Origin of the sequence: Solibacillus sp. FSL W8-0474 (assembly GCF_038004065.1) — a bacterium.
In the GTDB taxonomy this organism is placed as follows: domain Bacteria; phylum Bacillota; class Bacilli; order Bacillales_A; family Planococcaceae; genus Solibacillus; species Solibacillus faecavium.
The window spans coordinates 583881-607374 of the sequence record NZ_JBBOQJ010000001.1 but is presented as its reverse complement, the minus strand read 5'-3'; the positions used below and the strand labels follow the sequence as shown (position 1 = coordinate 607374).

Below are 23494 nucleotides of genomic sequence, written 5' to 3'. Positions count from 1 at the left end.
TTATTCAATAAAAAATAGAAGAAACGCTGTCTGTCCAAGGCTTACAGCATTTCTTCTTAGATAATTAGTTTTCTCGGATAATGTGCCCAACAGTTAGCGAACGTTATATTGTGGAGCTTGCCATAAGCGGAATACCCGTCGCAAATAATGGTGCCTTTAAAATTGGTTGTCAGTTGATCGAGCACCGTACGGCTCCGAGATAAGGCATGGTGGAAAAGTACAATAACTGGTCCTTCGATAGGCAAGCTGCGACGTACCCAATTGTAAGCAGTCGATTGGGGGGACTTTCCATCGGTGCGGTTTAACACCTGTGCCGTCGTTTCATCACAATGCATGAGCGATTTATAGTTCATTACCGTTTCCATGTACTGATACACAGGATACAGCCACTCTTTGGTTCCACGGATGACCCAATTGGATAAGTTTTTATCGTTGGTAATGAGCCCGCTTCTCGCCCATTCTTTTACCTGGCGATACAGGGGGATGTATTGAACATATTTATCGTAGATAACTTTTGCTAATACACTTGGTCCTGCAAGGCTGCGTAAAAGAATCGGATTGGGAGCTTTCCCGCGTTTGATTTGCGCTTTTTGAGTGATCTCCTTTTTACAGGACCTACACTCATAAGCGGATTCAAAATGCCGAATCCGCTTCATGATAGCTGGAATGAATTTTGCTTCTTCACGTACAAGGGTAGTACCGGCTTCCGTCATTGTCCCTCGGCAACAGTCACATTGAATGTTGTCTGGTCGATGGTAAACTTCTTCGATTTCTACGTGATCGAGGAAAGAATCATTCCGCTTCTTTTTATGTAATTTACGAACAACTGTATATGTAATGCTGTCCGTGCTTTGTTCTTCTGTATGCTCAGATTCGCTAAAAAACGGATCATCTTCAAATAAAGAACCTTGTCCATCGGGTGCCTGGTACTTTGCTTTTTCGGATTTTGAGCCGAATAAAGCTTTCGTCAGCTGACGAATTTGTTCAGAGAGAACTTTATTTTGAGCCAACGATTGGTCAAGTTTCATTGAGAGTTCTTCATTTTGTTTCTTCATATAGGCTAATTGCTCTTCGAGTACTTTGACCAAGCGTCCCTGTTCTTCCATCTCATCATTCACCACGTTTCATTCATTAAATGCTATGGAAATTATAGCACTAAAATAGACTGCGTCTAGCTTTTTTTATCGATTGTGATTGCACGATGGATAAACCTTCTAATAACCAGCGAAGTTCCTGCTGGGTCAGTTGCTGTACTTCATTTTCATTTCGTGGCCACTTCAGACGCCCGTTATCAATTCGCTTATAAAGCAGGGCGAAGCCATCTCCGTCAAAATATAGACATTTATAACGGTCTTTCTGTTTTCCGCAAAATAAAAAGATGGAGTCACTGTATGGATCTAAGTTATAGGAATCCTGAACGAGTGTTGCGAGCCCATCAATCCCATTTCGCATATCCGTTTTCCCGCAGATAATATAGATATTTTCAACGGTTGTAAAATCATGCTTCAAATAGACGCAGCTCCTTTACGATCGTTTGAACAATCGATTCATCGATCCCTTTGTAAAATTGGATTTCCTTCTCCTGTACTTTTATGATACATATTGGCTCATGGAAATCGTTAGTTGGCACATCTTGAATTTCTTCTAACGGCTCTAACTTAACGGGAATGATATTCAGTTTTGGACGAGACAATGAAAAAGACCTCCTAGTAAGTTGATATGTTTATCATACTAGGAGGCTGATCTGTCTTTATATGCGTGGTTTGATTGGGGGCTTACGATTATCCAATGCTAGGTGACGATTACCTCAGTACATTTAACGATTATAGATCTATGAGTGACGAATAACTTGATCAAAGTGGCGATTATTTTTCTATTTGACGATTATCGAGGCTGATGTGGCGAATATTCGATGCTAGGTGGCGAATACCTCTGTACATTTGACGATTATCGATCCATGAGTGACGAATAACTTGATCAAAGTGGCGATTTTTTTCTATTTGACGATTATCGAGGTTGATGTGGCGAATATCCAATGCTATGTGACGAATACCTCTGTACATTTGACGATTATCTATTCATGAGTGACTAATAACTTGATCAAAGTGGCGATTATTTTTTTATTTGACGAATATCATCGCTGATGTGACGAATAACTTGATCAAAGTGACGATTATTTTTCTATTTGACGATTACCATCGCTGAAGTGGCGAATTCCTCAGTACATTTGACGATTATCGATTCATGAGTGACGAATAACTTGATCAAAGTGACGATTTTTTTCTATTTGACGATTACTGAGGCTGAAGTGGCGAATATCCGATGCTAGGTGACGAATACCTCAGTACATTTGACGATTATCGTTTCAAGAGTGGCGAATAAACTCAAAATCTCACTCGAACCTCAAAAAAACCAGCGTCCTAATTGAACGCTGGTTTCCTTTTATTAACGGTTGTCTATCTTGTCTTTATCATTTCGGTCTTTTTGATCCTCAATGATATCTTCTTGGTTAACGGATGGTGCACCTGGTGCAGTTACGCCGTTATCACCATTTGGACCGCTTGAGCCATTCGGTACATTGGTATTGTTGTCCATTGTACTTTCATTTGTTTGCCCGTTTTGTGCATTCGGATCGACTGTGTCAACCGTATCATCAATGACGTCACGTGTATCATCCATTACATCATTGACACCATTTTTAACATCACCTGCTGGTGTATTGTTATTTTGAGCATTGTCGTCGTTGTTACACGCCGCTAAAAATAACGCCGAACCAAGTGAAAGTGCTAACAAAAATGATTTTCGCATAAAAAAATCCCTCCTCTCCGTATGCAATCATTGATCAATCACATCATATCCTCATGTGATCGTTCATAGATTGCCCGGGAAAAGAAGGATCTATCCTACAAAAAAAGTGTGGTTATTTTAATTTATCTTTTAAAAGCTGTTCAACATAAGCGGCTTCTGCTTTACAGTCAAATTTGAAATTTGTTCCTAATTTTTTCTGTAATTTAGCAATGTCTTTCTTTTGCTTTTCTGTTGGCTCTTCATTTAAAATTTTTGCAATGACCTCGTCCATTTTCTTTGCAATTTCTTCATGGAATTCTGTGCTCAGCAAAATGTCGGCCGGTATTTTATCAATCCAAGCTGCACTTTCCTTAAAATACTTTTGCCAGCTTGCCATGTAGTCTTCCATTGAAAACTTTTCTTCGTCCCAGCCAATGCTTGCTAAATAAGCTTCAAACGACGTCGATATTGATCGTGTAATGCTAATTTTTACGCCTGAAGACAATTGTTTATACATCTATTTTAAAACCTCCTACGTTTAAAGCCGAACTTCGCTCATTATATATGAGTGTTTGAAACTTCCATAAAAAAGGGGTAACTTACAATAATCTCGCTATTTGCGATAATTGGGAACTTTTTGTAAAAAGATGTTGAATAATATCTTCAACCTTTATATTTTATAACCTTTGTGTTGTAAATGCAAATCACTTACTTTGGCTGTTCTGGTCCAATAGCAAACAGAATTTCACATTCACATACGAGCTCGCCGTCAACCGTTGCAGTTCCGCGGCCTTTACCCATTTGCCCACGCAATTTTATAAATTCAACTTCCAACTTTAATTGATCGCCCGGTACAACTTGGCGTTTAAAACGACAATTATCTATACCTGTCAGGAAAACTAGTCTGCCTTTAAATTGTGGTGCATTTAATAGAGCAACACCGCCAACTTGTGCCAATGCCTCGACAATTAAAACACCTGGCATAACCGGATAGCCCGGAAAATGTCCATTAAAAAATTCTTCATTTATCGAAACGTTTTTTAAACCTAGTGCACGCTTTCCTTCTTCTATTTCCAGAATGCGATCTACTAATAAAAACGGATAGCGGTGTGGTAATATATTTTGAATTTGTTCTGAGTTTAACAAAATAATCCCCCTCATTTACTCTATAATATTATGTATATAAATGTTACTAAATATGTATGGCTTAATAAAACAACGAAAGTATGGAAGAAAAGCGCATAATTCCTTGCTGCTTTTGTTCCGCATATTCTTTTTCGTTGCAAAGGGATTGTTCGGTAATGATTTTCCCGACAATCCCTACTCTTTCCCATTTATAATATTGAGAAGATGCTGCCATGTATCGCCTTTTAAAACATCTGATGTCGCGCCGTCCCCTATAATACTATAGCCAACAATTAGCCCTGCAATTGTGGCGATGCCAAAGATAAGGATGACAACTATTATACGCAGCCAAATGGGAATTAGACGAAGTCGGACCCAGCGAGTAGGCTGCTGATCCATATTGGGCTCAGAAACTTCTTTTAAGCTACGTCTCGTCTTTTTTGCTGGAGACGCTTGTTCTACAACTCGTCTATTTAACTCTTTTGTCATAAATTTTCTCCCTTTGAAATACTGCTTAGCGAATGCCGTTAATTAGTCCAAGCATTTGGTCTGCAATAGTTACTGCACGTGTATTAAATTGATATGAGCGCTGTGCCTGAATCAGATTGGTCATCTCTTGTGATAAATCTACATTCGACATTTCAAGGGCACCTTTTTGAATACCTACCTGACGATTCGCTCCCTGTAAATCCGTTAGCACTTGTGCTTGTGTAAATCCAAGCTCGTCCAAGTTTTCCGGTAACCCGATATATGTCCCACCCTGTAATTTTTCCATTACTTGTGGTTTTTGCAATGATGAAATGCCTAATTGGAACGTTAAAGTTGTACCATTTTCATAGTTCGCAACTAAAGTACCATCTGAATCCATCGTGAATTGTGTCACATCATCTGGGAATGTAATCGGCTGACCGTTTGCATCTGCTACTTGGTATCCGTCACTGTTCACAAGTGTCACAATTCCAGCTTCTGTAGGAGATACGTAAAAGCTACCATTACGTGTGTATGCAGTACGTACTTCACCTGCATCATTTTGCATCAATACATTAAAGTACTGATTTTTCGTTGTTAAAGCAAAATCCAAATCACGTTCTGTTAATTGGATTGAACCTTGTGCCTGGTTTGATTGGATTTGACCAATTTGTGCCCCAACACCATAACGAATGCCTACAGGCGTATCCCTTACAGTACGGTCATAATCATCATTTTTAAACTGTTGATAAAGCATTTCAGAAAAATTTGCCTGCTGCGCTTTATAACCATGCGTATTACTATTTGCAATATTCGAACTGATTGTATCTAGTTGCTTTTGAACTTGTGACAATGTGTTTGTTGCAGTCACCATTGTACGTAACATTTTCTAGTACCTCCTTAATTATACGAAACTTCGACGGTTAATGAAAATCATTTGCCATTTCCTTATTTAGTTAACGCGTCCAATTTCGTTTACGGCTTTCTCCATGCTCTTATCATATGCCTGCAGTACTTTTTGATTTGCTTCAAATGCGCGATATGCCGTTAAAAGTTCTGTCATTGCTTTTGAAGCATCAACATTTGAACCTTCTAAATACTGTTGTTGCATTGAAAACTGAACATTTGCCTGGCCGTAAGCTGAAGGTAAATCGACACCATCCAATGTGTTAAATAAACCATTCTCTTGTTTCATAAGTACATCTGGATTTTCAGAAAATGCGACACCTAATGTGCCAATCTGTACATCATCTTCGTCAAAAATTGCACCATCCGCACTAATACGAATATTGTCGTTTGCAAATTGCAGACGCTCGCCATTCGAATCCAATACAAATAGCCCTTGAGGATTTACTAGATTTCCTTGTCCGTCCATCGTAAAGTTCCCGTTTCGTGTATAGCTTTCTACACCATCTTCATTTTCCAGACGGAAAAATATTTGAGCTGAATTGCCTGAAGCCTCGTCAATTGGTAACGAACTATTTATTAATGCCACATCTGTCGTTAGGCCTGTAGAGTAAATTTGGCCTTGCGCTTGATTTGGCATAGTTTCTTGTAAATATACGCCAGCATTTAACGCGCCCACTGGATTCAGCTTTTTTAATGCAAAGCCTTTTTCTGTAGGGATTGTTGTCGAATTTACTGCAGACATCAACATATCCGGAAAAGATCGGATTGTTGTTTGGTCTGATTTGAAGCCAGGTGTATTAGCATTGGCCATATTATTTGTCAGAATTTCTGTTTTACGTTGTTGTGCAACCATTCCTGTAGCTACTGTATAAAAACCTTTAAACACCCTTTTCACCTCTAATTATGTTTGTATTTATAATTTATCGGTAAAAATTAAAGAATTATTAGTAATTTAACTTATTTATTTACCGCACGATCAATATTGTCCAGCATAATTCCAGTTCCAATTGCCACACAATCCATTGGGTTTTCTGCAACAAATACAGGTACTTTCAGCTCTTCAATTAACAGCTGGTCAATCCCATGCAATAAAGCACCACCGCCTGTTAAAATAACACCTCGATCGATAATATCTGCCGATAATTCCGGTGGTGTTTTTTCTAGTACATCTTTCGCTGCCTGAACAATCATCCCAATCGATTCACGCAATGCTTGCTCAATCTCTTCTGAATTGATTTCGATTACTCTTGGTAAACCAGTAACCATATCTCGACCGCGAATCTCCATTGTGTCTTTGCGTCCACCAGGGAAAACTGTACCGATTGTTGTTTTAATATTTTCTGCTGTGCGTTCGCCGATCAACAGCTTGTATTCTTTCTTTATGTATTGCAAAATATCATTGTCGAATACATCCCCTGCGACTTTTATAGATTCGCTTGTTACAATATCACCCATAGACAGCACCGCAACATCCGTTGTACCTCCACCGATATCAACGACCATATTGCCACTAGGCTGAAAAATATCCATGCCTGCTCCGATTGCTGCAACTTTAGGTTCTTCTTCCAAGTATACTTTTTTGCCGCCCGATTTCTCTGCTGCTTCCCGAATAGCTTTTTGCTCAACGGATGTAATATTAGTTGGACAGCAAATTAAAATGCGTGGCTTTGAAAGAAAACCTTTTAAGTCTAATTTATTAATAAAATGCTTCAGCATTGCTTCTGTTACATCAAAATCAGCAATTACTCCATCCTTTAATGGACGAATTGCGACGATGTTTCCAGGTGTACGTCCTACCATTTGACGTGCCTCTTCACCGACTGCCAGTACTTTATTTGTCTTTTTATCAATCGCTACTACAGATGGCTCATTTAATACAATCCCTTTACCTTTTAGGTGAATGAGCACATTTGCAGTACCTAAATCTATCCCAATATCTTTAGAAAACATGTTTTGTAATTCTCCTTCCGACCATTTCAACATGCATACGAATCTTTATCTCTGTATCTTAGTCATTTTATCATATACAGTACTTAATTACATCAATATTATGGGAAGGTTTTTCCTTTATAATGGATTTTAATGGAAGAATTGTGGAGTTATAATCACTTAAAAAAGCATTTAGTTGCTATAAAAACAGCCTAAATGCTTTTTTCTTGTTGCTTTGATATCCATTTTTTACGTGTTGCTTCACCACCGCGTAAATGGCGAATTGATTTGTTGTAGGATAATACCTGTTGTACTTGTAGCGCAAGTGATTCATTCACTTGTGTTAGGCGCTCTGTCAAATCTTTGTGTACAGTACTTTTTGAAAATCCCGTCATTTTCGCGAGTGCACGCACGGTTACCCCTGTCTCTACCAACAGTTCACCCAATCGAACGCAGCGTTGCCGAATATGTTCGTGCACGTCCTCTCCCTCTCTATCTCAATTCTAAAGAGCCTTGCTTTCTTAATATTTCACCTTATGTGAGTTGGCTCTTATTTATTCGAGTTAGAATGAAGGAATCGATGAGATCTTGCTAAAAACATTTCTGTATCTAGCCATTTTGTCAGGAAATCAAAAGGATAAATATTTGTTCGGGTTCACTAATACTCCATCTTCAAGAACTTCGAAATGTAAATGGATGCCTGCTGTAGGGTTCCACTCATTTTCTTGAGAAGTAGCGATTGGTTCTCCTTGAGAAACTTTATCTCCTTGTTTTACAAGAATATCTGCCACTGAGTTATAGCGCGTTTGCATACCGTTTGGATGTGTTAGGGTAATCATATTGCCCGTAAACGAATCCATCTTAACTTCAGTTACTTCACCGCTCATTGCAGCTACTACTTCAAAAGGCTCACTATTAATTGCAATTGATACACCTGTTGATGTTGTAAACACTTGATTAAATACTAGTAATGCATTTTCTCGTGTTGCTTCATCTTTTGTGACATCATAAAAATCTTGTAAAACTGTTACTTCACTTAAGTATTGTTCTTTAAATGGATACTTTAATGTTTCCTGAGCTGTAGAAGTTGGAATAATTGTCTCTTCCACTGGTGCAGTTACTTCAGTTAATAATTCTTTTTCTTCCTGACTTTCGTATAAAGCGGTAAAACTAAAAATTACAGCCACAATCATTAATGCCATACTACTGTACGCTACCGGCCAAAACCACTTTTTTTGTGTAAATGGTTTCTGAGAAGGCTTTTGTTTAACTTCTCTCATGTTCATCACCTCAAGTGAAAGTGTAGACAGGAGTTTCAAAAGTTAAACATCATTTTTTACAATAATTTATCAATTTTAAGGTAGTATTTGGATAATAGTGCGCAAGTATTTGTTCAGCCGCTGTTCCGCTATGTGCCATCGCATTGGCACCATACTGGCTCATGCCTACCCCATGCCCGTACCCAAAGGTCGTAATTGTAATACCAGTAGCTGTAGCTGACCATGTAAAACTGCTCGATTTTAAATTTAAAAGTGTTCTAATTTCTCGTCCTGACCAGATTTTTTTGCCGATTTTTATCTGCTCTATACGTTTAGAATCATTGAGCTGAATTTTAGCGTTTTGTAATTCGGATTTAGTGAATTTCTGTTGAAGCATTGTATTTAGTTGCTCAAATGTGTAGTGCGTTTCTTCAGGATCTACTTTCTCGGGTGAAGTGGTAGTTTTTAAATAAGGAATGGAATTACCGCTATAATTTTTGGCGGATTCTGTTTGTTGATAGGACGCAGCATGAAACATTGCCGTAATTAGTTCATCATTGTAGGTGAGGATTTGATTGGCTGTTTGCCGAACCGCTTCTGTAAGCTTTTGTTCATTTTCTGCAAAGGTAGTTTGCCATTTTTGTTCACGTAAATTTTGATCATTGTATACTTGGTGTGCGGTCGTTGTAAGAATTGGTTTTGCTCCATAGTCTGTCTGCCTCAATACGTAAGTGCGCGCAGCAATAGCCTGAGCCTTCAAAGCTTCTAAATGGAAGCTTGCCGGCATCTCTCCTGCAAGTACACCAATCAAATAGTCTTCAATTGGTATTGTTTCATTGTTTGCAGTAATAAGTAATGGACATGACGCTGTTTCTGTTATTGAAACAGTTGTAGTATTGCTTGGTTTTTTAGTCTTAAAAGTAAGAGGGATTAAAAATAACAAAACACAAATGATAAAATAAATTATAATTTTTTTCATGAGACAGTATATGAGAAGGTTGAAGGATTATGAGTTGGTTTATTTAAGAGAAAATTTGATAAGAACATTCTACTTTATATTGTCATTATCTATTTTTGGGGACATATATTTTACGGACTAGGAAGTTTCGTTGATTCCTATATAAACTCTATTACTATAAAAATCTCTGGAAAATTAAAAAGCATTCCGAAAACTTTACTAGTCCTCGAAATGCCTTAAACTATTTATTTTTAAACTGATACGATTGTTTCCTGTAAGATTTCTTCTTCTGTATCGATGCGTTCAATATGTGCACCTAGAGAAGCCAATTTTTTGTGGAAATCTACATAACCTCGGTCTAAATGGTGTAATTTTGTTACTCGTGTTATACCTTCCGACACTAACCCAGTTAATATAAGTGCTGCTGCTGCACGTAAATCTGTAGCTGAAACTTCAGCTCCCTGAAGATTTTTTCCACCTTCAATGAATACAGAGCGTCCTTCGATCTTTGCGTCTGCATTCATTCGACGGAATTCTTCAACATGCATGAAACGGTTTTCAAAAACTGTTTCCGTAATGATGCTTGTTCCGTTCGCTGTTAACATTAAGGCCATCATTTGTGATTGCATATCGGTAGGGAATCCTGGATGTGGCATAGTTTTAATATCCACCGCTTTTAAGGGGTCATTTGAACGTACGCGTACGCCTTCATCTTCCTCAATAACTTCAACGCCCATTTCACGCATTTTTGCGATTAATGCCGTCATATGCTCAGGTACTGCATTTTCAATAAGTACATCACCGCGTGTGATTGCTGCTGCTACCATAAATGTTCCTGCTTCAATACGATCTGGAATAATGTAATGCTCGCAACCTTTTAGTTCCTTAACACCCTCGATGCGTATTGTATCTGTCCCCGCACCGATAACACGACCACCCATCGCGTTAATAAAGTTTGCTAAATCTACTATCTCAGGCTCTTTTGCAGCATTTTCAATAATTGTTGTACCTTTTGCCAGTGCTGCTGCAGTCATAATATTTTCTGTAGCGCCTACACTTGGGAAGTCTAAATAGATCTCTGCGCCTTTTAATTCATCTTTCACCTTTGCTTCCACATAACCATGTCCAAAGGAGATTTCAGCACCCATTGCCTCAAAGCCTTTTAAATGAAGTTCAATAGGACGAGACCCAATAGCACATCCTCCAGGTAATGCAACACGTGCATAGCCGTTTCGTGCCAATAGCGACCCCATCACTAAAATCGATGCGCGCATTTTACTAACAAACTCAAATTGTGCTTCACTTGATAGCTTCATAGAGGCATCTATAATCATTTCATTATTCTCAGCATTAAACTCTACAATTGCATTTAAACTTTTTAATACTTCACCGATCGTTCTAACATCTGCTAGGTTCGGTACGTCTTTAATCATATTTTTATTTTTAGAAGCTAATAGAGAAGCAGCTAAAATTGGTAATACGGCATTTTTTGCACCTTCAACACGTACTGTACCTTTTAGAGTCTGACCCCCAGTAACAATAATTCTCTCCACAATTCGTCCCTCCGAATTCAATTCTCTTATAATAAATGGATAAGTTCAATTTAACTATAATTATTTTAAACTTCATTTGACTTCAATTTTACACACAAAAATCATACTACATTTATTGGCACTGTATTTCAAGCACCCAAATTACTATTTTAAGCTAATTTTTCTGAAAAGGCTATTAAATTATAATACGCAGCGCAACTATTTAATGTGAATAGACAAATTTCCACAGATAAGTACTACCATCTACTAACTACCCAAAACATGTATATTCGCAAACGTCTATATTTCCTAGGAAATTTTATTTCTTGGAGTGAAAAACAAACAATTATTGCTCCCTGCAAGAAATAAAATGGTCACATCCCTTTTAACCGAAAATATAAGGAATAGTTTTAGACCAATCCAAAAAATTTAAAAAGAAGTCTGCTACAGCTGAGCCGATTGCAATACTCATAAATATATAGAAGAGCTGGATCTGAAATGTTTTCCCTTTTTTAAATAATTGTTCAATACGTAAGCCTTGTAATGCATAAAGAGCCATTCCTATAAATATAATATATGCCAAAACATTAATGATTGCCTGTTGACCAGCTTCAACAAATAAATCCATTTTTCTCCACTCCTTTTATACAACGAAAATATGTCTCGCGCAATATTATGGCGAATTACGCTTCTAAATTTTTTGTTACTCGAAAATATGTTACACCTAAAAAAAGCGGGCAGAGAGACCTCTGCCCGCACGTCATCAAATTTAGATGTTACCCTCATGAACGTTGATACGATTCATCGCACGATTTAAAGCTAGTTCCGCACGTTTGAAATCGATGTCATCTTGTTTCTTTTGAAGGCGACCTTCAGCACGCGCTAAAGCTTCTTTAGCACGTGCAATATCGATTGAAGCAGCAACTTCAGCAGAAGGAGCCAAAATCGAAATTTTATCAGGACGAACTTCAATGAAACCACCGCTAATCGCTGCAACTTCTGTCGTGCCATCTGCTTTTTTAAGCTTCACTGCACCAATAGCAAGTGGAGCAACCATAGGAATATGGCCAGCTAAGACACCGATTTCACCTGAAGTCGTTTTAGCGATTACCATCGTAACCTCTGAATCGTATACTGAGCCGTCGGGAGTGACAATATTGACTGTAACTGTCTTCATATTTTTTCCTCCTCGTCAGCTAATTAAACTTGTACGCCCATTTCTTTAGCTTTCGCTACTACTTCATCAATTGAACCAACTAAACGGAAAGCATCTTCTGGTAAGTGATCCCATTTGCCATCAAGGATTTCCTTGAATGAACGAACAGTTTCTTTAACAGGTACATAAGAACCTTTTTGACCAGTGAATTGCTCCGCTACGTGGAAGTTTTGAGATAAGAAGAACTGGATACGACGAGCACGTTCTACAGTTTGTTTATCTTCATCAGATAACTCATCCATACCTAAGATAGCAATGATATCTTGTAACTCACGGTAACGTTGGATTGTACGTTGAACACCCGTCGCGATTGCATAGTGTTCTGGTCCAACGATTTCCGGTGATAATGCACGAGAAGTCGAAGCTAGTGGGTCTACCGCTGGATAGATACCCATCTCAGATAATTTACGCTCAAGGTTAGTTGTTGCATCTAAGTGGGCGAATGTTGTAGCCGGAGCCGGGTCAGTATAGTCATCGGCTGGTACGTAAATCGCTTGGATAGAAGTTACAGAACCTTTTGTAGTAGATGTGATACGCTCTTGTAATTTACCCATTTCTGTAGCAAGTGTTGGTTGGTAACCTACCGCTGAAGGCATACGACCTAATAGGGCAGAAACCTCAGAACCTGCTTGTGTGAAACGGAAAATGTTGTCGATGAATAAAAGTACGTCTGCACCTTGCTCATCACGGAAGAATTCAGCCATTGTTAAACCAGTTAAAGCTACGCGCATACGTGCTCCAGGTGGCTCGTTCATTTGACCGAATACCATTGCAGTTTGTTTAATTACGCCTGAATCTGTCATTTCGAAGAATAAGTCATTACCCTCACGAGTACGCTCACCTACACCTGCGAATACAGAGATACCTGCGTGTTCTTGTGCGATGTTGTTGATTAATTCTTGGATTAATACTGTTTTACCTACACCGGCACCACCGAATAGACCGATTTTACCACCTTTGATGTATGGTGCTAATAAGTCTACTACTTTGATACCTGTTTCAAGGATTTCTACAGTAGTTGATAATTCATCGAATGTTGGAGCTTCGCGGTGAATTGAATCACGACGAACGTCAGCAGGAATTTCTTCACCTAAATCGATAACTTCACCAAGTACGTTAAATACGCGACCTAATGTAGCATCACCAACTGGTACTGAGATTGGTGCTCCTGTGTTTGTTACTTCTGCTCCACGTTGTAAACCATCAGTAGATGACATGGCAATTGTACGAACAGAATCGTCACCTAAGTGAAGCGCTACTTCTAATGCAAGAGTAGTCGGAGCTTCGTTAGGACGTTCAATTTTAACTGTTAATGCGTTATAAATATCTGGTAATTGACCATTAGCAAACTTTACGTCTACTACTGGACCCATTACTTGAAGAACGTGTCCGTTGTTCATTACTTTGTACCCTCCTATCGTATTCTTATACGACGTTGGTGAGTGCGCCTATTCTAAGGCAGCAGCTCCACCAACGATTTCTGTAATTTCTTGTGTAATCGCCGCTTGACGTGCACGGTTATATTGTAGAGAAAGGTCTGCAATAAGATCGTTTGCATTGTCTGTAGCGTTTTTCATGGCTGTCATACGTGCTGAATGTTCACTCGCTTTTCCATCTAATATAGCGCCATAAATTAAGCTTTCCGCATATTGTGGAAGTAATACTTCTAAAATGGCTTCACCTGATGGCTCAAATTCATAAGCAGCATCGCTTGATGAAGGTGCAATATCAGTTAAAGGAAGAACTTTTTTCACAGTCACTTCGTTTTGAATAGCAGATACGAAGTGATTGTAGTACATATAAAGTTCATCATACGTACCGTCAATGAACATACCAACAGCATTACGAGCGATTTCTTTAATATCAGCAAATGATGGTTGGTCTGGAAGACCGATAACATCTGCGATAACATTGTGTCCACGCTTTACAAAGTAATCACGAACAACACGACCTACTGCTAAGATTACGTACTCATCTGTAGATTTGTGACGTTTCATAATAGTATTTTGAACCTCACGTAAAATGCTTGAGTTGTAAGCACCTGCTAACCCGCTATCAGAACCGATAACTAAGTAAGCTGTTTTCTTAACAGGACGAGACGTTAACATTGGATGTCCACTATCTTTAGTACCTGCTGCGATTGCGCCTACTACCTCTTGAATTTTCTCCATATATGGAACGTAAGCCTTAGCGTTTTGCTCTGCACGGCGCAACTTTGAAGAAGAAACCATTTGCATTGCTTTAGTAATTTGTTTCGTAGACTTTGTAGAGTTAATACGACCTTTAATTTCGCGTAAGTTTACCACTGGTATTTCACCACCTTTTGATTTTTATCAAGCTCTTATTAAAAAAGAGTTGTCCAGTTTTTCACGCTTTATAAACATGCGTGAAAAACCGTTCAATTCTTACTTACTCAGATTTAGCGAAAGTCTTTTTGAATGCATTAATTGCTTCAACATACTCTGCATCTGGAGCAAGTTCTTTAGTTGTACGAACATGATCTAAAACATTTGTGTGGTTTGTATCTAACCAGCTTAAGAATTCGTTTTCAAAACGAACGATATCTTGTACTGGAATATCATCTAAGTGACCTTTAGTTAATGCATAAAGGATCGCAACTTGTTTTTCAACTTTAAGTGGTTTGTTTAAGTCTTGTTTTAACACTTCAACTGTACGTTTACCACGCTCTAATTTACCAAGCGTAATTGGATCTAAGTTAGATCCGAACTGAGCGAATGACTCTAATTCACGGAACGCTGCTAAGTCAAGACGTAATGTACCTGCTACTTTTTTCATCGCTTTGATTTGTGCAGAACCACCTACACGTGATACTGATAAACCAGCGTTGATCGCAGGACGTACACCTGAGTTGAATAAGTCAGATTGTAAGAAGATTTGACCATCTGTAATAGAGATTACGTTTGTTGGGATATATGCAGAGATATCGCCCGCTTGCGTTTCTACGAATGGAAGCGCTGTAATCGAACCATTTTTGTAAGTTTCGTTTAACTTCGCAGCACGCTCAAGTAGACGGCTGTGTAAGTAGAATACGTCACCAGGGTAAGCTTCACGACCTGGAGGACGGCGTAGAAGAAGTGAAAGTTCACGGTATGCTGATGCTTGTTTAGTTAAGTCATCATACACGATTAATACGTGCTTACCATCTAACATGAATTCTTCTGCCATAGAAATACCTGCAAATGGAGCAAGGTATAATAATGGAGCTGGTTGTGATGCAGAAGCTGTTACAACGATTGTGTAATCTAATGCACCATGCTTACGGAAAGTTTCAACTACGTTACGTACAGTTGATTCTTTTTGTCCGATTGCTACGTAGATACAAATCATATCTTCGCCTTGTTGGTTTAAAATTGTATCGATTGCTACAGATGTTTTACCAACTTGACGGTCTCCGATGATTAACTCACGTTGACCACGACCGATTGGAACTAAAGCGTCAATCGCTTTAATACCTGTTTGTAATGGCTCATGTACTGATTTACGTGCCATTACACCGAAAGCTGGACTTTCGATTGGACGAGATTTTGTTGTGTTGATTGGACCTAATCCATCCACTGGCATACCAAGTGGGTTTACAACACGGCCAATTAGTGCTTCACCAACTGGTACTTCCATAATACGACCTGTACGACGAACCTCATCGCCTTCTTTGATGCCTAGGTAGTCTCCTAAAATTACGATACCAACGTTACCTTCTTCTAGGTTTTGTGCCATACCCATAACACCGTTAGAGAACTCTAAAAGCTCTCCAGCCATGGCGTTGTCGAGGCCATGAGCACGAGCGATACCGTCACCAACAGTGATAACTGTACCTACTTCGCTTACTTTTAATTCCGATTGATAACCTTCAATCTGCTGTTTAATCAGACTGCTGATTTCTTCAGCTTTGATGCCCATGTATGTTCACCTCTCACATTTCTTAAGATTTAACCAACTAATACTCGTTTTAAGTCCTCTAGCTTAGAAGCTACAGTGCTGTCGAAAATATAGTTGCCGATTTGAACGCGTACGCCACCAATTAATGACGCATCGATAATGTTTGTAATGTTTAGTTGCTCTTTGCCGACTAACTTACTGAAAGAAGCAGAAATTTCTGCTCTCTCCCCTGCCGTTAACTCACGCGTAGAGTAAACTTTTGCATCTGCAGAGCCTTGAGCAGCTGCTGCTAATGCTTGATACTGTTCTGCTACAGCTGATAATTCGTTTAAACGTTTCTTTTCGATTAAGAATTGAATCATATTAATTACGATTGGCTGAGCACCAGTTAAAACTTGTGCAATCAGTTCTTTCTTACGGTCAGTAGAGATTTTAGGAGCAGATAGCAATGCGATAAACTCTTCATTTAAAGCCATTACTTTTGTAAGTTCCTGCAAATCTGCACTTACTTCAGTAAGAACGTTTTGTTTAATTGCTAATTCAAACGTTGCTTGAGCATAGCGATTTGCTACAGTCGATTGACTCATTTCGCTTCGCCTGCCTTCGCAATCGTTTCTTTAATTAATGCGCTATTATCAGCTTCGGAAATTTCTTTCCCAAGAACTTTAGACGCAGCAAGTACTGATAATGAAACGACTTCTTCACGTACAGCAGCGATTGCTTTTTCTTTCTCTGCTTCGATATCACGAACAGCAGATTCTTTTAAACGGTTCGCTTCAGCGCGTGCAGCCACAACGATTTCTTCGCGTGTTGCTTCGCCTTGCTTTTTAGCACCTTCAATAATCGATTGTGCTTCCGTACGAGCTTCTTTAAGAAGGCTCTTTTGTTCTTCTAATAATGCTTGTGTTTCTTTTTTGGCTTTTTCAGCCGCGTCGATACCGTTTGCAACTAACTCTTCACGTTCGCGCATAATACCCATTAAAGGACCCCAAGCGAACTTTTTAAGAAGTAACATTAACCCTGCGAAAATCGCTAACGTTGCGATAGCGTCTCCTAAGTTAAGGCCAGTAGCACCTGCACCAAGTACAAGATAATCTAAAAACACGATTGTTTCACTCCCTTCAAGAGCTTGAATAGAAATCTATATTTTGTATTACTTTTTATTCATTTTAAAATTTATATAAAGAGGGTAATCCTTCTTTATACAAAATTAATGGCGAAGGGTTTCAAAAGAATTCTACTTCGCCACTTAATTTAATAATCTTAATCAATTTTGCCTTTAAGACTATTGGTTCATTACGATGAATGCGATTACTACTGCGATGATCGGTAATGCTTCTACTAAAGCTACCCCGATGAACATTGTAGTTTGTAGAACGCCACGTGCTTCTGGTTGACGAGCGATACCTTCTACTGTTTTTGAAACGATAAGACCGTTACCAATACCTGCACCTAGTGCTGCTAAACCGATTGCGATTGCTGCTGCTAATAAACCTACTGAACCTACCATTTGATAATATCCTCCTTGGATTACGTTGTTTTTTTTTTTTCAAATCGCCGCACTACGTTGAATGCGGAAATTTATAATTAATGGTCTGCACTCACTTTGTGAGCCATATACACCATTGTTAACATAACGAAAATGAAAGCTTGGATAAATCCGATGAAAATCGAGAATCCCATCCATGCCATCATTGGTACGATAGCACCGAAGAAACCAAACACACTTGAAACTGCTAAACCAGTTAGTAATGTTAGTAAAATCTCACCGGCGTAAATGTTACCGTAAAGACGTAGACCAAGAGTTAGCGTATTTGCGAACTCCTCGATAATTTTTAACGGGAACAAGAATGACAATGGCTGGAAGAATGTTTTAGTATAACCACCTGTACCTTGCATTTTCACACCGTAGTAATGAGTTAATACTAAAATCATCGAAGCTAATGTCATTGTTACGACTGGGTCAGCTGTCGGTGATTTCCACCACAAGTAATGAGTACCGTCCGTTGCATGGTATAAAATACCACCCATTGGTAAACCAAGTAAGTTGGATACGGCAATAAACATAATTAATGTAATACCCAGAACGTGGAAACGACCGCCTGTTTTCCAGTCCATGTTACTCTTAATAATATTTTTCACGAAATCCATAATCCATTCCATGAAGTTTTGCATTCCAGTCGGTTTTAACGCGAGTCTTCTTGTTGAAATAACCGCGATTAAAAATACGATGGCTGCTGATACTAAAAGAGTTAACACTGTAGATAAGTTGAAAGTAAGCGTCATAAAGCCTAAATCCAAGTCGAGCTCTGGAGCTGTATGATCCATTTTTGCATTCACCTCTCTTTCAAATGCACCTTAGTGGCTTTTTGTGTGATGTACGATTCTTTCTACTACTAAAAAGATGTACGGAATCATCAGCCCAATGACCGTGCTTATTAAATGAAAATATTGTGGCAACGATATTGCGATTGCGACTGCGGCAACACCTGATCCAAAGCGAAGCGCTGTACCGATAGATGCTACTTTTGTCCCTTCACTAATGGAACGGTCAAATTTTTCCATACGTCGAACTAATATCCAAAAGTTATACGTACCAAAGAACGCACCCAGGGCTATACCAGCAAATACAGAATCATATGGCGAAAATCCCCAGCCTAACGCACAAACAACAAGCAAAAAAAAGAACGCTTTCTTCTGCATTGTAAAAATGTGATGCAAATTTAGCATTGGCAATTAATCTCCTGAATCTTTTTCGAGTAAAGAAAGTGTTCATCGACCATTAAATGAATTAAAATCGTAGTGAATGCACTACAAAATTAGAGGCCGTTACAAGTACTAAATAATTTTTACTATAGACAAATCACATAGTAAACATTCATTTCATACTTCTAAATGTCTCTTAATCTTCACGGACTTAATCCAGACGCAAACGTTGCAAATTGACGAATTTCGTTTCAACCGTCAATCTAGTAGAAACTTGATATAACAAGTGTTTCAACGTCTTCAGACTAAACGAAACCCTTATCATTCTTACCCTTTGTAAGCATACAATAGGGGGTTTTTGATGTCAATTAGTAATGGTGAAAAACTTCACACAGTTAAATTCCTTGTCAAATTGTTGACAAATTTGTGCATTAATGTTCATAATTATTCTCTGCTTTTTTTCACTAAAGCTAAAATTCGCTATCTCATGCATTTTTTCCATTCCCATTCGAAATGAAGCATCACAGAAAAAATTTTTTAGCAATAATAGCGAATTTTGCTATTGACAAAATAGAAACAAGTGTAATCTTCTATATTTCCCTCTTAAAGGTCAAAAATATTGCGCTAGGATAAGTTTATCTAGTTTCTGCATTTTTAATTATATCTTCCAATAGTTGCTTTTGTGCGAACTTCAACAATGCTTCCACAATACGAGCAGATGCAAATCCATCTCCATATGGGTTCGATGCATGAGCCATCGCTTCATATGCTTTATTATTTGTTAATAGTTCTTTCGCCATTGAGTAAATAACTTCCTCATCTGTACCAGCAAGCTTTAATGTACCCGCCGCAATACCTTCCGGACGTTCAGTCGTATCACGTAATACAAGCACTGGCTTCCCTAACGATGGCGCCTCTTCTTGCACTCCACCTGAATCAGTTAAAATCATATAGGATCTGGCTGCAAAGTTATGGAAATCAAACACTTCCAATGGTTCAATTAAGTGAACTCTCGGGTTGTCGCCTAAAATTTCATTTGCAACTTCTCGAACTGCCGGATTCATATGCACTGGATACACCACTTGAATATCTTTATGTTCATTTAATAAACGCATAATGGCACGGAACATATTGCGCATTGGATTGCCTAAGTTTTCACGACGATGTGCCGTCAGTAAAATCATTCGGTCTGTCCCTATCTTTTCAAGTACTGGGTGGGTATAGTTTTCGCTAACAGTAGTTTTCAGCGCATCGATCGCCGTATTACCTGTCACGAAAATTGATTCATCCAGCTTATTTTCTTTTAGTAGGTTTGCTCTAGACTGTTCTGTTGGAGCAAAATGTAAATCTGCCATTACACCCGTCAACTGTCGATTCATCTCTTCGGGATAAGGTGAGTACTTTTGACCTGTACGTAAACCTGCCTCTACATGACCAATTGCAATTTGATTATAAAAAGCAGCTAAACTTCCCACAAATGTTGTCGCAGTATCTCCATGAACTAATACAATATCCGGCTTTGCCTCTTTCATTACACGGTCAAGACCAAGTAATGCATTTGTCGCTACATCGACCAATGTTTGGCGATCCTTCATTATATTTAAATCATAATCTGGTGTAATATTGAACGTTTCCAATACTTGATCAAGCATTTGACGGTGTTGCGCTGTCACAGTTACGATTGATTCAATTTCCTCTGGATGCTTTTCTAACTCCAACACAAGTGGTGCCATTTTAATCGCTTCTGGACGCGTCCCAAAAATCGTCATAACTTTAAACTTTTTCGTCATCATTCTACTCCTTGTCTAATCTAAAGTATTAATTCTTGCAGTGATTCAGCAAGTGTTTGAAACGCTGCCGATTCAAGATAAAACGCCCGTTACTTGTGTACGGGCATTTGTTGTTTTCTTTATTTTGTACCGAATAAGCGATCCCCTGCATCACCTAAACCTGGTACGATATAGCCGTGGTCATCTAGTTTTTCATCTAAAGATGCAATGTAAATATCTACATCCGGGTGTAATTTTTGAATTTCTTCTACACCTTCTGGAGCAGCAATTAAGCACATAAATTTAATGCTTTTAGCGCCACGCTTTTTCAGTGAGTTGATTGCTTCAACAGCTGAACCACCTGTTGCTAACATTGGGTCGACAATAATAAAGTCACGCTCTTCAACATCAGCTGGAAGTTTTGCATAATATTCTACAGGCTTTAACGTCTCTGGATCACGGTAAAGACCAATATGCCCTACTTTTGCAGCAGGAATTAGCTTTAATACTCCGTCTACCATTCCGATACCTGCACGTAAAATTGGTACAATCGCAATTTTCTTACCTGACAGTACTTTTGCCTTTGCTTTTGTAACTGGTGTTTCCACTTCAATTTCTTCTAGTGGTAAATCACGTGTAATTTCAAAAGCCATCAATGTTGCGACTTCATCTACTAACTCGCGGAATTCTTTTGTCCCAGTATCTTTATCTCGAATATAAGTTAACTTATGCTGAATTAATGGGTGGTCAAATACGTATACTTTACTCATATTGACATCTCCTAACTGTTGTTTATCTAAGTTAGTATAACAGAAAATAAAGTTAACGAAAACTCTCACAGGAATGTTTTGAAAAACGTCTTATTTTGTATGGGAGGGTTTATATTTCACAATAATTAAAATGTATATATTCTTCACTAAAATAGCTAGTATATGTCTACTTTCTCTTTCAGCTAGCTTTATCCATAACTTGCCCACCATATAAAAAAATACCCTTCTTAATAATTTACCAGCAGGACATAATAAAAGCCTTTCTAACTACAGATGCGTAGTTGGAAAGGCTGAAATTTAATTAAGCATATAATGGATATTTCGCTGTTAAAGCTTCTACACGTTTACGGGCTTCTTCTTTTACTGCAGCGTCTTCATGATTTTTAAGAACAGATGCCATGATTTTGCCTACTTCAATAACATCCTCTTCTTTAAAGCCACGAGATGTTACAGCAGCTGTACCTACACGAATTCCAGAAGTTACAAATGGAGATTCAGTATCGAATGGAATTGTATTTTTATTTGTTGTAATCGCTACTTCATCTAATACATGCTCCGCAACTTTACCTGTTAAACCTAAAGATTTTACATTTAATAGAAGTAAGTGGTTATCTGTACCGCCTGATACGATTTCAACACCTTCATCCATTAAAGATTTAGCTAATGCTGCTGCATTTAGTTTAATTTGTTTTGCGTACTGTTTAAATTCAGGTTGTAATGCTTCACCGAATGATACTGCTTTTGCAGCGATGACGTGCATTAATGGACCACCTTGAATACCTGGGAATACTGATTTGTTTAATTCTTTTTCCCATTTCGCATCATTTGTTAAAATCATACCGCCACGAGGACCGCGTAACGTTTTGTGTGTTGTTGTTGTTACGAAATCTGCGTATGGTACTGGGTTTTGATGTTCACCCGCAGCAACTAGACCAGCAATATGTGCCATATCTACCATGAAATATGCGCCTACTTCATCAGCAATTTCACGGAATTTTGCGAAGTCAATTTCACGAGGGTAAGCTGAAGCACCTGCAACGATTAATTTCGGCTTAGATTCCAACGCTTTTTGTCTTACATCTTCATAGTCGATGACATTTGTATCTTCTGTTACACCGTACTCTACGAAATTATATAAAATACCAGAGAAGTTAACTGGAGAACCATGCGTTAAGTGACCACCGTGAGATAAGTTCATCCCTAATACTGTATCACCTGGTTTTAAAACTGTATGGTATACTGCCATGTTTGCTTGTGCACCTGAGTGAGGCTGTACGTTAACATATGTAGCACCGAATAATTCTTTTGCACGGTCACGCGCAATATTTTCAACTACGTCTACGTGCTCGCAGCCACCATAGTAACGTTTCCCAGGATAGCCTTCTGCATACTTATTAGTAAGGTATGAGCCTTGCGCTTCCATTACAGCTTCCGATACGAAGTTTTCTGAAGCAATTAACTCAATGTTCGTGTTTTGACGTTTTTTCTCTAATAGAATTGCGTCTAAAATTGCTTTGTCTTGTCCAGCTAAGTTTTCAAATGCCATTATAAAAATCCCCCTAAATTTTGTTCCGAATATATCGGAGTTTCCAATTCAAAATGATGTATGTAACGTTAAAGCGTTACTTATATTGCGCACGTTCTCCACCGATAAGTTTTGGACGTGTTGTCGCTAATGTAATGACAGCATTACCTAAACGTTTTACAGATGTTCGAATAGGTACCGCTACAGCTTTCAAATGCATGCCGATTAAAGTTTGACCGATATCAATGCCATAGTGCGCCTGAATTGATTCCACAACTACAGGTTCAGTCAATTGGGAAAAAGCATAGGCGGACATGGAGCCACCCGCTGTACGCACTGGAATGACCGAAACTGGTTCTAACTGGTACTTTTTAGCCACAGCTGACTCAAGCGTTAAAGCTCGATTAATATGTTCGCAGCCCTGAAAAACTAAATGGATATCGTTTCTTTGTGAGAATTTTGAGAATTCTTTAAATAAAACTTCTGCAACATTGAGTGCGCCGGCTGTACCGATCTTTTCGCCCATTACTTCCGACGTGGAACAGCCAACGACAAAAAGCTGATCTTCAGTAAACTTCACTTGTTGCTCAAATTCAATTAATGCTTGTCTTAAATCATTTTGCAAATCGTGTAAGTCCGTCATT

General features: G+C 38.6%; 29 protein-coding genes. All 29 read right to left on the bottom strand.

What is annotated here, in order from left to right; all coding sequences use genetic code 11:
* Positions 1-56 precede the first annotated feature (56 nt).
* The 29 genes from tnpC to NYE67_RS02995 all read right to left on the bottom strand — a co-directional run bounded on the left by tnpC (position 57) and on the right by NYE67_RS02995 (position 23493).
* Positions 57-1106, bottom strand: coding sequence for an IS66 family transposase (gene tnpC / locus NYE67_RS03135; protein ID WP_340729130.1), 1050 nt, complete (start codon positions 1104-1106; stop codon positions 57-59).
* Positions 1107-1155: 49 nt separating this feature from the next.
* A complete protein-coding gene (gene tnpB / locus NYE67_RS03130) occupies positions 1156-1509 on the bottom strand; it encodes an IS66 family insertion sequence element accessory protein TnpB (protein ID WP_340729129.1) in 354 nt (117 codons plus the stop codon).
* On the bottom strand, positions 1499-1693 hold the full coding sequence (locus NYE67_RS03125; RefSeq protein WP_340729128.1) for a hypothetical protein: 195 nt from the start codon (positions 1691-1693) through the stop codon (positions 1499-1501). Before NYE67_RS03125 ends, tnpB begins: the two co-directional genes overlap by 11 nt.
* Positions 1694-1865: 172 nt before the next feature.
* On the bottom strand, positions 1866-2063 hold the full coding sequence (locus NYE67_RS03120; RefSeq protein WP_340729127.1) for a hypothetical protein: 198 nt from the start codon (positions 2061-2063) through the stop codon (positions 1866-1868).
* A 382-nt stretch (positions 2064-2445) separates the two neighbouring features.
* The gene (locus NYE67_RS03115; protein WP_340729126.1) at positions 2446-2808 is read right to left on the bottom strand and encodes a hypothetical protein; all 363 of its coding nucleotides are present in this window, start codon (positions 2806-2808) and stop codon (positions 2446-2448) included.
* A gap of 112 nt (positions 2809-2920) precedes the next feature.
* Positions 2921-3304: a hypothetical protein gene (locus NYE67_RS03110; protein ID WP_340729125.1), complete on the bottom strand. Its 384-nt coding sequence runs from the start codon at positions 3302-3304 to the stop codon at positions 2921-2923.
* Between the two features lie 191 nt (positions 3305-3495).
* Positions 3496-3933 carry a 3-hydroxyacyl-ACP dehydratase FabZ gene (fabZ, locus tag NYE67_RS03105; RefSeq protein WP_340729124.1) on the bottom strand — a complete coding sequence of 146 codons (438 nt, stop codon included), beginning with the start codon at positions 3931-3933 and terminating at the stop codon, positions 3496-3498.
* A gap of 174 nt (positions 3934-4107) precedes the next feature.
* Positions 4108-4401 carry a DNA-directed RNA polymerase subunit beta gene (locus NYE67_RS03100; RefSeq protein WP_340729123.1) on the bottom strand — a complete coding sequence of 98 codons (294 nt, stop codon included), beginning with the start codon at positions 4399-4401 and terminating at the stop codon, positions 4108-4110.
* A 25-nt stretch (positions 4402-4426) separates the two neighbouring features.
* Positions 4427-5266, bottom strand: coding sequence for a flagellar hook-basal body protein (locus NYE67_RS03095; protein ID WP_340729122.1), 840 nt, complete (start codon positions 5264-5266; stop codon positions 4427-4429).
* A 66-nt stretch (positions 5267-5332) separates the two neighbouring features.
* The gene (locus NYE67_RS03090) at positions 5333-6175 is read right to left on the bottom strand and encodes a flagellar hook-basal body protein (protein ID WP_340729121.1); all 843 of its coding nucleotides are present in this window, start codon (positions 6173-6175) and stop codon (positions 5333-5335) included.
* Between the two features lie 71 nt (positions 6176-6246).
* The gene (locus tag NYE67_RS03085; RefSeq protein WP_340727316.1) at positions 6247-7239 is read right to left on the bottom strand and encodes a rod shape-determining protein; all 993 of its coding nucleotides are present in this window, start codon (positions 7237-7239) and stop codon (positions 6247-6249) included.
* 191 nt (positions 7240-7430) lie between these two features.
* A complete protein-coding gene (locus NYE67_RS03080; protein WP_340729120.1) occupies positions 7431-7697 on the bottom strand; it encodes a sporulation transcriptional regulator SpoIIID in 267 nt (88 codons plus the stop codon).
* A gap of 150 nt (positions 7698-7847) precedes the next feature.
* Complete coding sequence (locus NYE67_RS03075) at positions 7848-8498, bottom strand: M23 family metallopeptidase (RefSeq protein WP_340729119.1); 651 nt, start codon at positions 8496-8498, stop codon at positions 7848-7850.
* A 49-nt stretch (positions 8499-8547) separates the two neighbouring features.
* Positions 8548-9456, bottom strand: a complete 909-nt coding sequence (gene spoIID / locus NYE67_RS03070; protein ID WP_340729118.1) for a stage II sporulation protein D — start codon at positions 9454-9456, stop codon at positions 8548-8550.
* Between the two features lie 230 nt (positions 9457-9686).
* A complete protein-coding gene (murA, locus tag NYE67_RS03065; protein ID WP_191700815.1) occupies positions 9687-10988 on the bottom strand; it encodes a UDP-N-acetylglucosamine 1-carboxyvinyltransferase in 1302 nt (433 codons plus the stop codon).
* 364 nt (positions 10989-11352) lie between these two features.
* The gene (locus tag NYE67_RS03060) at positions 11353-11595 is read right to left on the bottom strand and encodes a DUF1146 family protein (protein WP_340729117.1); all 243 of its coding nucleotides are present in this window, start codon (positions 11593-11595) and stop codon (positions 11353-11355) included.
* Between the two features lie 141 nt (positions 11596-11736).
* On the bottom strand, positions 11737-12144 hold the full coding sequence (locus NYE67_RS03055) for a F0F1 ATP synthase subunit epsilon (RefSeq protein ID WP_340729116.1): 408 nt from the start codon (positions 12142-12144) through the stop codon (positions 11737-11739).
* Between the two features lie 23 nt (positions 12145-12167).
* A complete protein-coding gene (gene atpD, locus NYE67_RS03050; protein ID WP_191700812.1) occupies positions 12168-13583 on the bottom strand; it encodes a F0F1 ATP synthase subunit beta in 1416 nt (471 codons plus the stop codon).
* A gap of 48 nt (positions 13584-13631) precedes the next feature.
* Positions 13632-14489 (bottom strand): ATP synthase F1 subunit gamma, encoded by an 858-nt coding sequence (gene atpG, locus NYE67_RS03045; RefSeq protein WP_340729115.1) that lies wholly within the window; start codon positions 14487-14489, stop codon positions 13632-13634.
* Positions 14490-14592: 103 nt separating this feature from the next.
* Positions 14593-16101 (bottom strand): F0F1 ATP synthase subunit alpha, encoded by a 1509-nt coding sequence (gene atpA / locus NYE67_RS03040; protein WP_191700810.1) that lies wholly within the window; start codon positions 16099-16101, stop codon positions 14593-14595.
* Between the two features lie 29 nt (positions 16102-16130).
* The gene (locus tag NYE67_RS03035) at positions 16131-16667 is read right to left on the bottom strand and encodes a F0F1 ATP synthase subunit delta (protein WP_340729114.1); all 537 of its coding nucleotides are present in this window, start codon (positions 16665-16667) and stop codon (positions 16131-16133) included.
* Positions 16664-17185: a F0F1 ATP synthase subunit B gene (atpF, locus tag NYE67_RS03030; protein WP_340729113.1), complete on the bottom strand. Its 522-nt coding sequence runs from the start codon at positions 17183-17185 to the stop codon at positions 16664-16666. Before atpF ends, NYE67_RS03035 begins: the two co-directional genes overlap by 4 nt.
* Positions 17186-17365: 180 nt before the next feature.
* Positions 17366-17590: a F0F1 ATP synthase subunit C gene (gene atpE / locus NYE67_RS03025; protein ID WP_191700807.1), complete on the bottom strand. Its 225-nt coding sequence runs from the start codon at positions 17588-17590 to the stop codon at positions 17366-17368.
* Between the two features lie 77 nt (positions 17591-17667).
* Entirely contained in the window at positions 17668-18408 is a 741-nt protein-coding gene (atpB, locus tag NYE67_RS03020) for a F0F1 ATP synthase subunit A (RefSeq protein WP_340729112.1), read from the bottom strand.
* A gap of 30 nt (positions 18409-18438) precedes the next feature.
* Positions 18439-18810 (bottom strand): ATP synthase subunit I, encoded by a 372-nt coding sequence (locus NYE67_RS03015; protein WP_340729111.1) that lies wholly within the window; start codon positions 18808-18810, stop codon positions 18439-18441.
* Positions 18811-19421: 611 nt separating this feature from the next.
* The gene (gene wecB / locus NYE67_RS03010) at positions 19422-20576 is read right to left on the bottom strand and encodes a non-hydrolyzing UDP-N-acetylglucosamine 2-epimerase (protein WP_340729109.1); all 1155 of its coding nucleotides are present in this window, start codon (positions 20574-20576) and stop codon (positions 19422-19424) included.
* A 119-nt stretch (positions 20577-20695) separates the two neighbouring features.
* Positions 20696-21325 (bottom strand): uracil phosphoribosyltransferase, encoded by a 630-nt coding sequence (gene upp, locus NYE67_RS03005; RefSeq protein WP_191700803.1) that lies wholly within the window; start codon positions 21323-21325, stop codon positions 20696-20698.
* A 301-nt stretch (positions 21326-21626) separates the two neighbouring features.
* A complete protein-coding gene (gene glyA / locus NYE67_RS03000; RefSeq protein WP_340729108.1) occupies positions 21627-22871 on the bottom strand; it encodes a serine hydroxymethyltransferase in 1245 nt (414 codons plus the stop codon).
* 76 nt (positions 22872-22947) lie between these two features.
* Positions 22948-23493 carry a TIGR01440 family protein gene (locus NYE67_RS02995; protein ID WP_340729107.1) on the bottom strand — a complete coding sequence of 182 codons (546 nt, stop codon included), beginning with the start codon at positions 23491-23493 and terminating at the stop codon, positions 22948-22950.
* Position 23494 lies beyond the last annotated feature (1 nt).

What these genes read in the sequence shown, in the direction of transcription:
- tnpC (WP_340729130.1), bottom strand. Translation starts at nt 1,106, where the DNA reads ATGGAAGAACAGGGACGCTTGGTCAAAGTACTCGAAGAGCAATTAGCC.
- NYE67_RS03120 (WP_340729127.1), bottom strand. Translation starts at nt 2,063, where the DNA reads ATGTACAGAGGTATTCGTCACATAGCATTGGATATTCGCCACATCAAC.
- NYE67_RS03115 (WP_340729126.1), bottom strand. Translation starts at nt 2,808, where the DNA reads ATGCGAAAATCATTTTTGTTAGCACTTTCACTTGGTTCGGCGTTATTT.
- NYE67_RS03110 (WP_340729125.1), bottom strand. Translation starts at nt 3,304, where the DNA reads ATGTATAAACAATTGTCTTCAGGCGTAAAAATTAGCATTACACGATCA.
- NYE67_RS03100 (WP_340729123.1), bottom strand. Translation starts at nt 4,401, where the DNA reads ATGACAAAAGAGTTAAATAGACGAGTTGTAGAACAAGCGTCTCCAGCA.
- NYE67_RS03095 (WP_340729122.1), bottom strand. Translation starts at nt 5,266, where the DNA reads ATGTTACGTACAATGGTGACTGCAACAAACACATTGTCACAAGTTCAA.
- NYE67_RS03085 (WP_340727316.1), bottom strand. Translation starts at nt 7,239, where the DNA reads ATGTTTTCTAAAGATATTGGGATAGATTTAGGTACTGCAAATGTGCTC.
- NYE67_RS03075 (WP_340729119.1), bottom strand. Translation starts at nt 8,498, where the DNA reads ATGAGAGAAGTTAAACAAAAGCCTTCTCAGAAACCATTTACACAAAAA.
- spoIID (WP_340729118.1), bottom strand. Translation starts at nt 9,456, where the DNA reads ATGAAAAAAATTATAATTTATTTTATCATTTGTGTTTTGTTATTTTTA.
- NYE67_RS03060 (WP_340729117.1), bottom strand. Translation starts at nt 11,595, where the DNA reads ATGGATTTATTTGTTGAAGCTGGTCAACAGGCAATCATTAATGTTTTG.
- NYE67_RS03055 (WP_340729116.1), bottom strand. Translation starts at nt 12,144, where the DNA reads ATGAAGACAGTTACAGTCAATATTGTCACTCCCGACGGCTCAGTATAC.
- atpD (WP_191700812.1), bottom strand. Translation starts at nt 13,583, where the DNA reads ATGAACAACGGACACGTTCTTCAAGTAATGGGTCCAGTAGTAGACGTA.
- atpA (WP_191700810.1), bottom strand. Translation starts at nt 16,101, where the DNA reads ATGGGCATCAAAGCTGAAGAAATCAGCAGTCTGATTAAACAGCAGATT.
- NYE67_RS03035 (WP_340729114.1), bottom strand. Translation starts at nt 16,667, where the DNA reads ATGAGTCAATCGACTGTAGCAAATCGCTATGCTCAAGCAACGTTTGAA.
- atpE (WP_191700807.1), bottom strand. Translation starts at nt 17,590, where the DNA reads ATGGTAGGTTCAGTAGGTTTATTAGCAGCAGCAATCGCAATCGGTTTA.
- atpB (WP_340729112.1), bottom strand. Translation starts at nt 18,408, where the DNA reads ATGGATCATACAGCTCCAGAGCTCGACTTGGATTTAGGCTTTATGACG.
- NYE67_RS03015 (WP_340729111.1), bottom strand. Translation starts at nt 18,810, where the DNA reads ATGCTAAATTTGCATCACATTTTTACAATGCAGAAGAAAGCGTTCTTT.
- wecB (WP_340729109.1), bottom strand. Translation starts at nt 20,576, where the DNA reads ATGACGAAAAAGTTTAAAGTTATGACGATTTTTGGGACGCGTCCAGAA.
- upp (WP_191700803.1), bottom strand. Translation starts at nt 21,325, where the DNA reads ATGAGTAAAGTATACGTATTTGACCACCCATTAATTCAGCATAAGTTA.
- glyA (WP_340729108.1), bottom strand. Translation starts at nt 22,871, where the DNA reads ATGGCATTTGAAAACTTAGCTGGACAAGACAAAGCAATTTTAGACGCA.
- NYE67_RS02995 (WP_340729107.1), bottom strand. Translation starts at nt 23,493, where the DNA reads ATGACGGACTTACACGATTTGCAAAATGATTTAAGACAAGCATTAATT.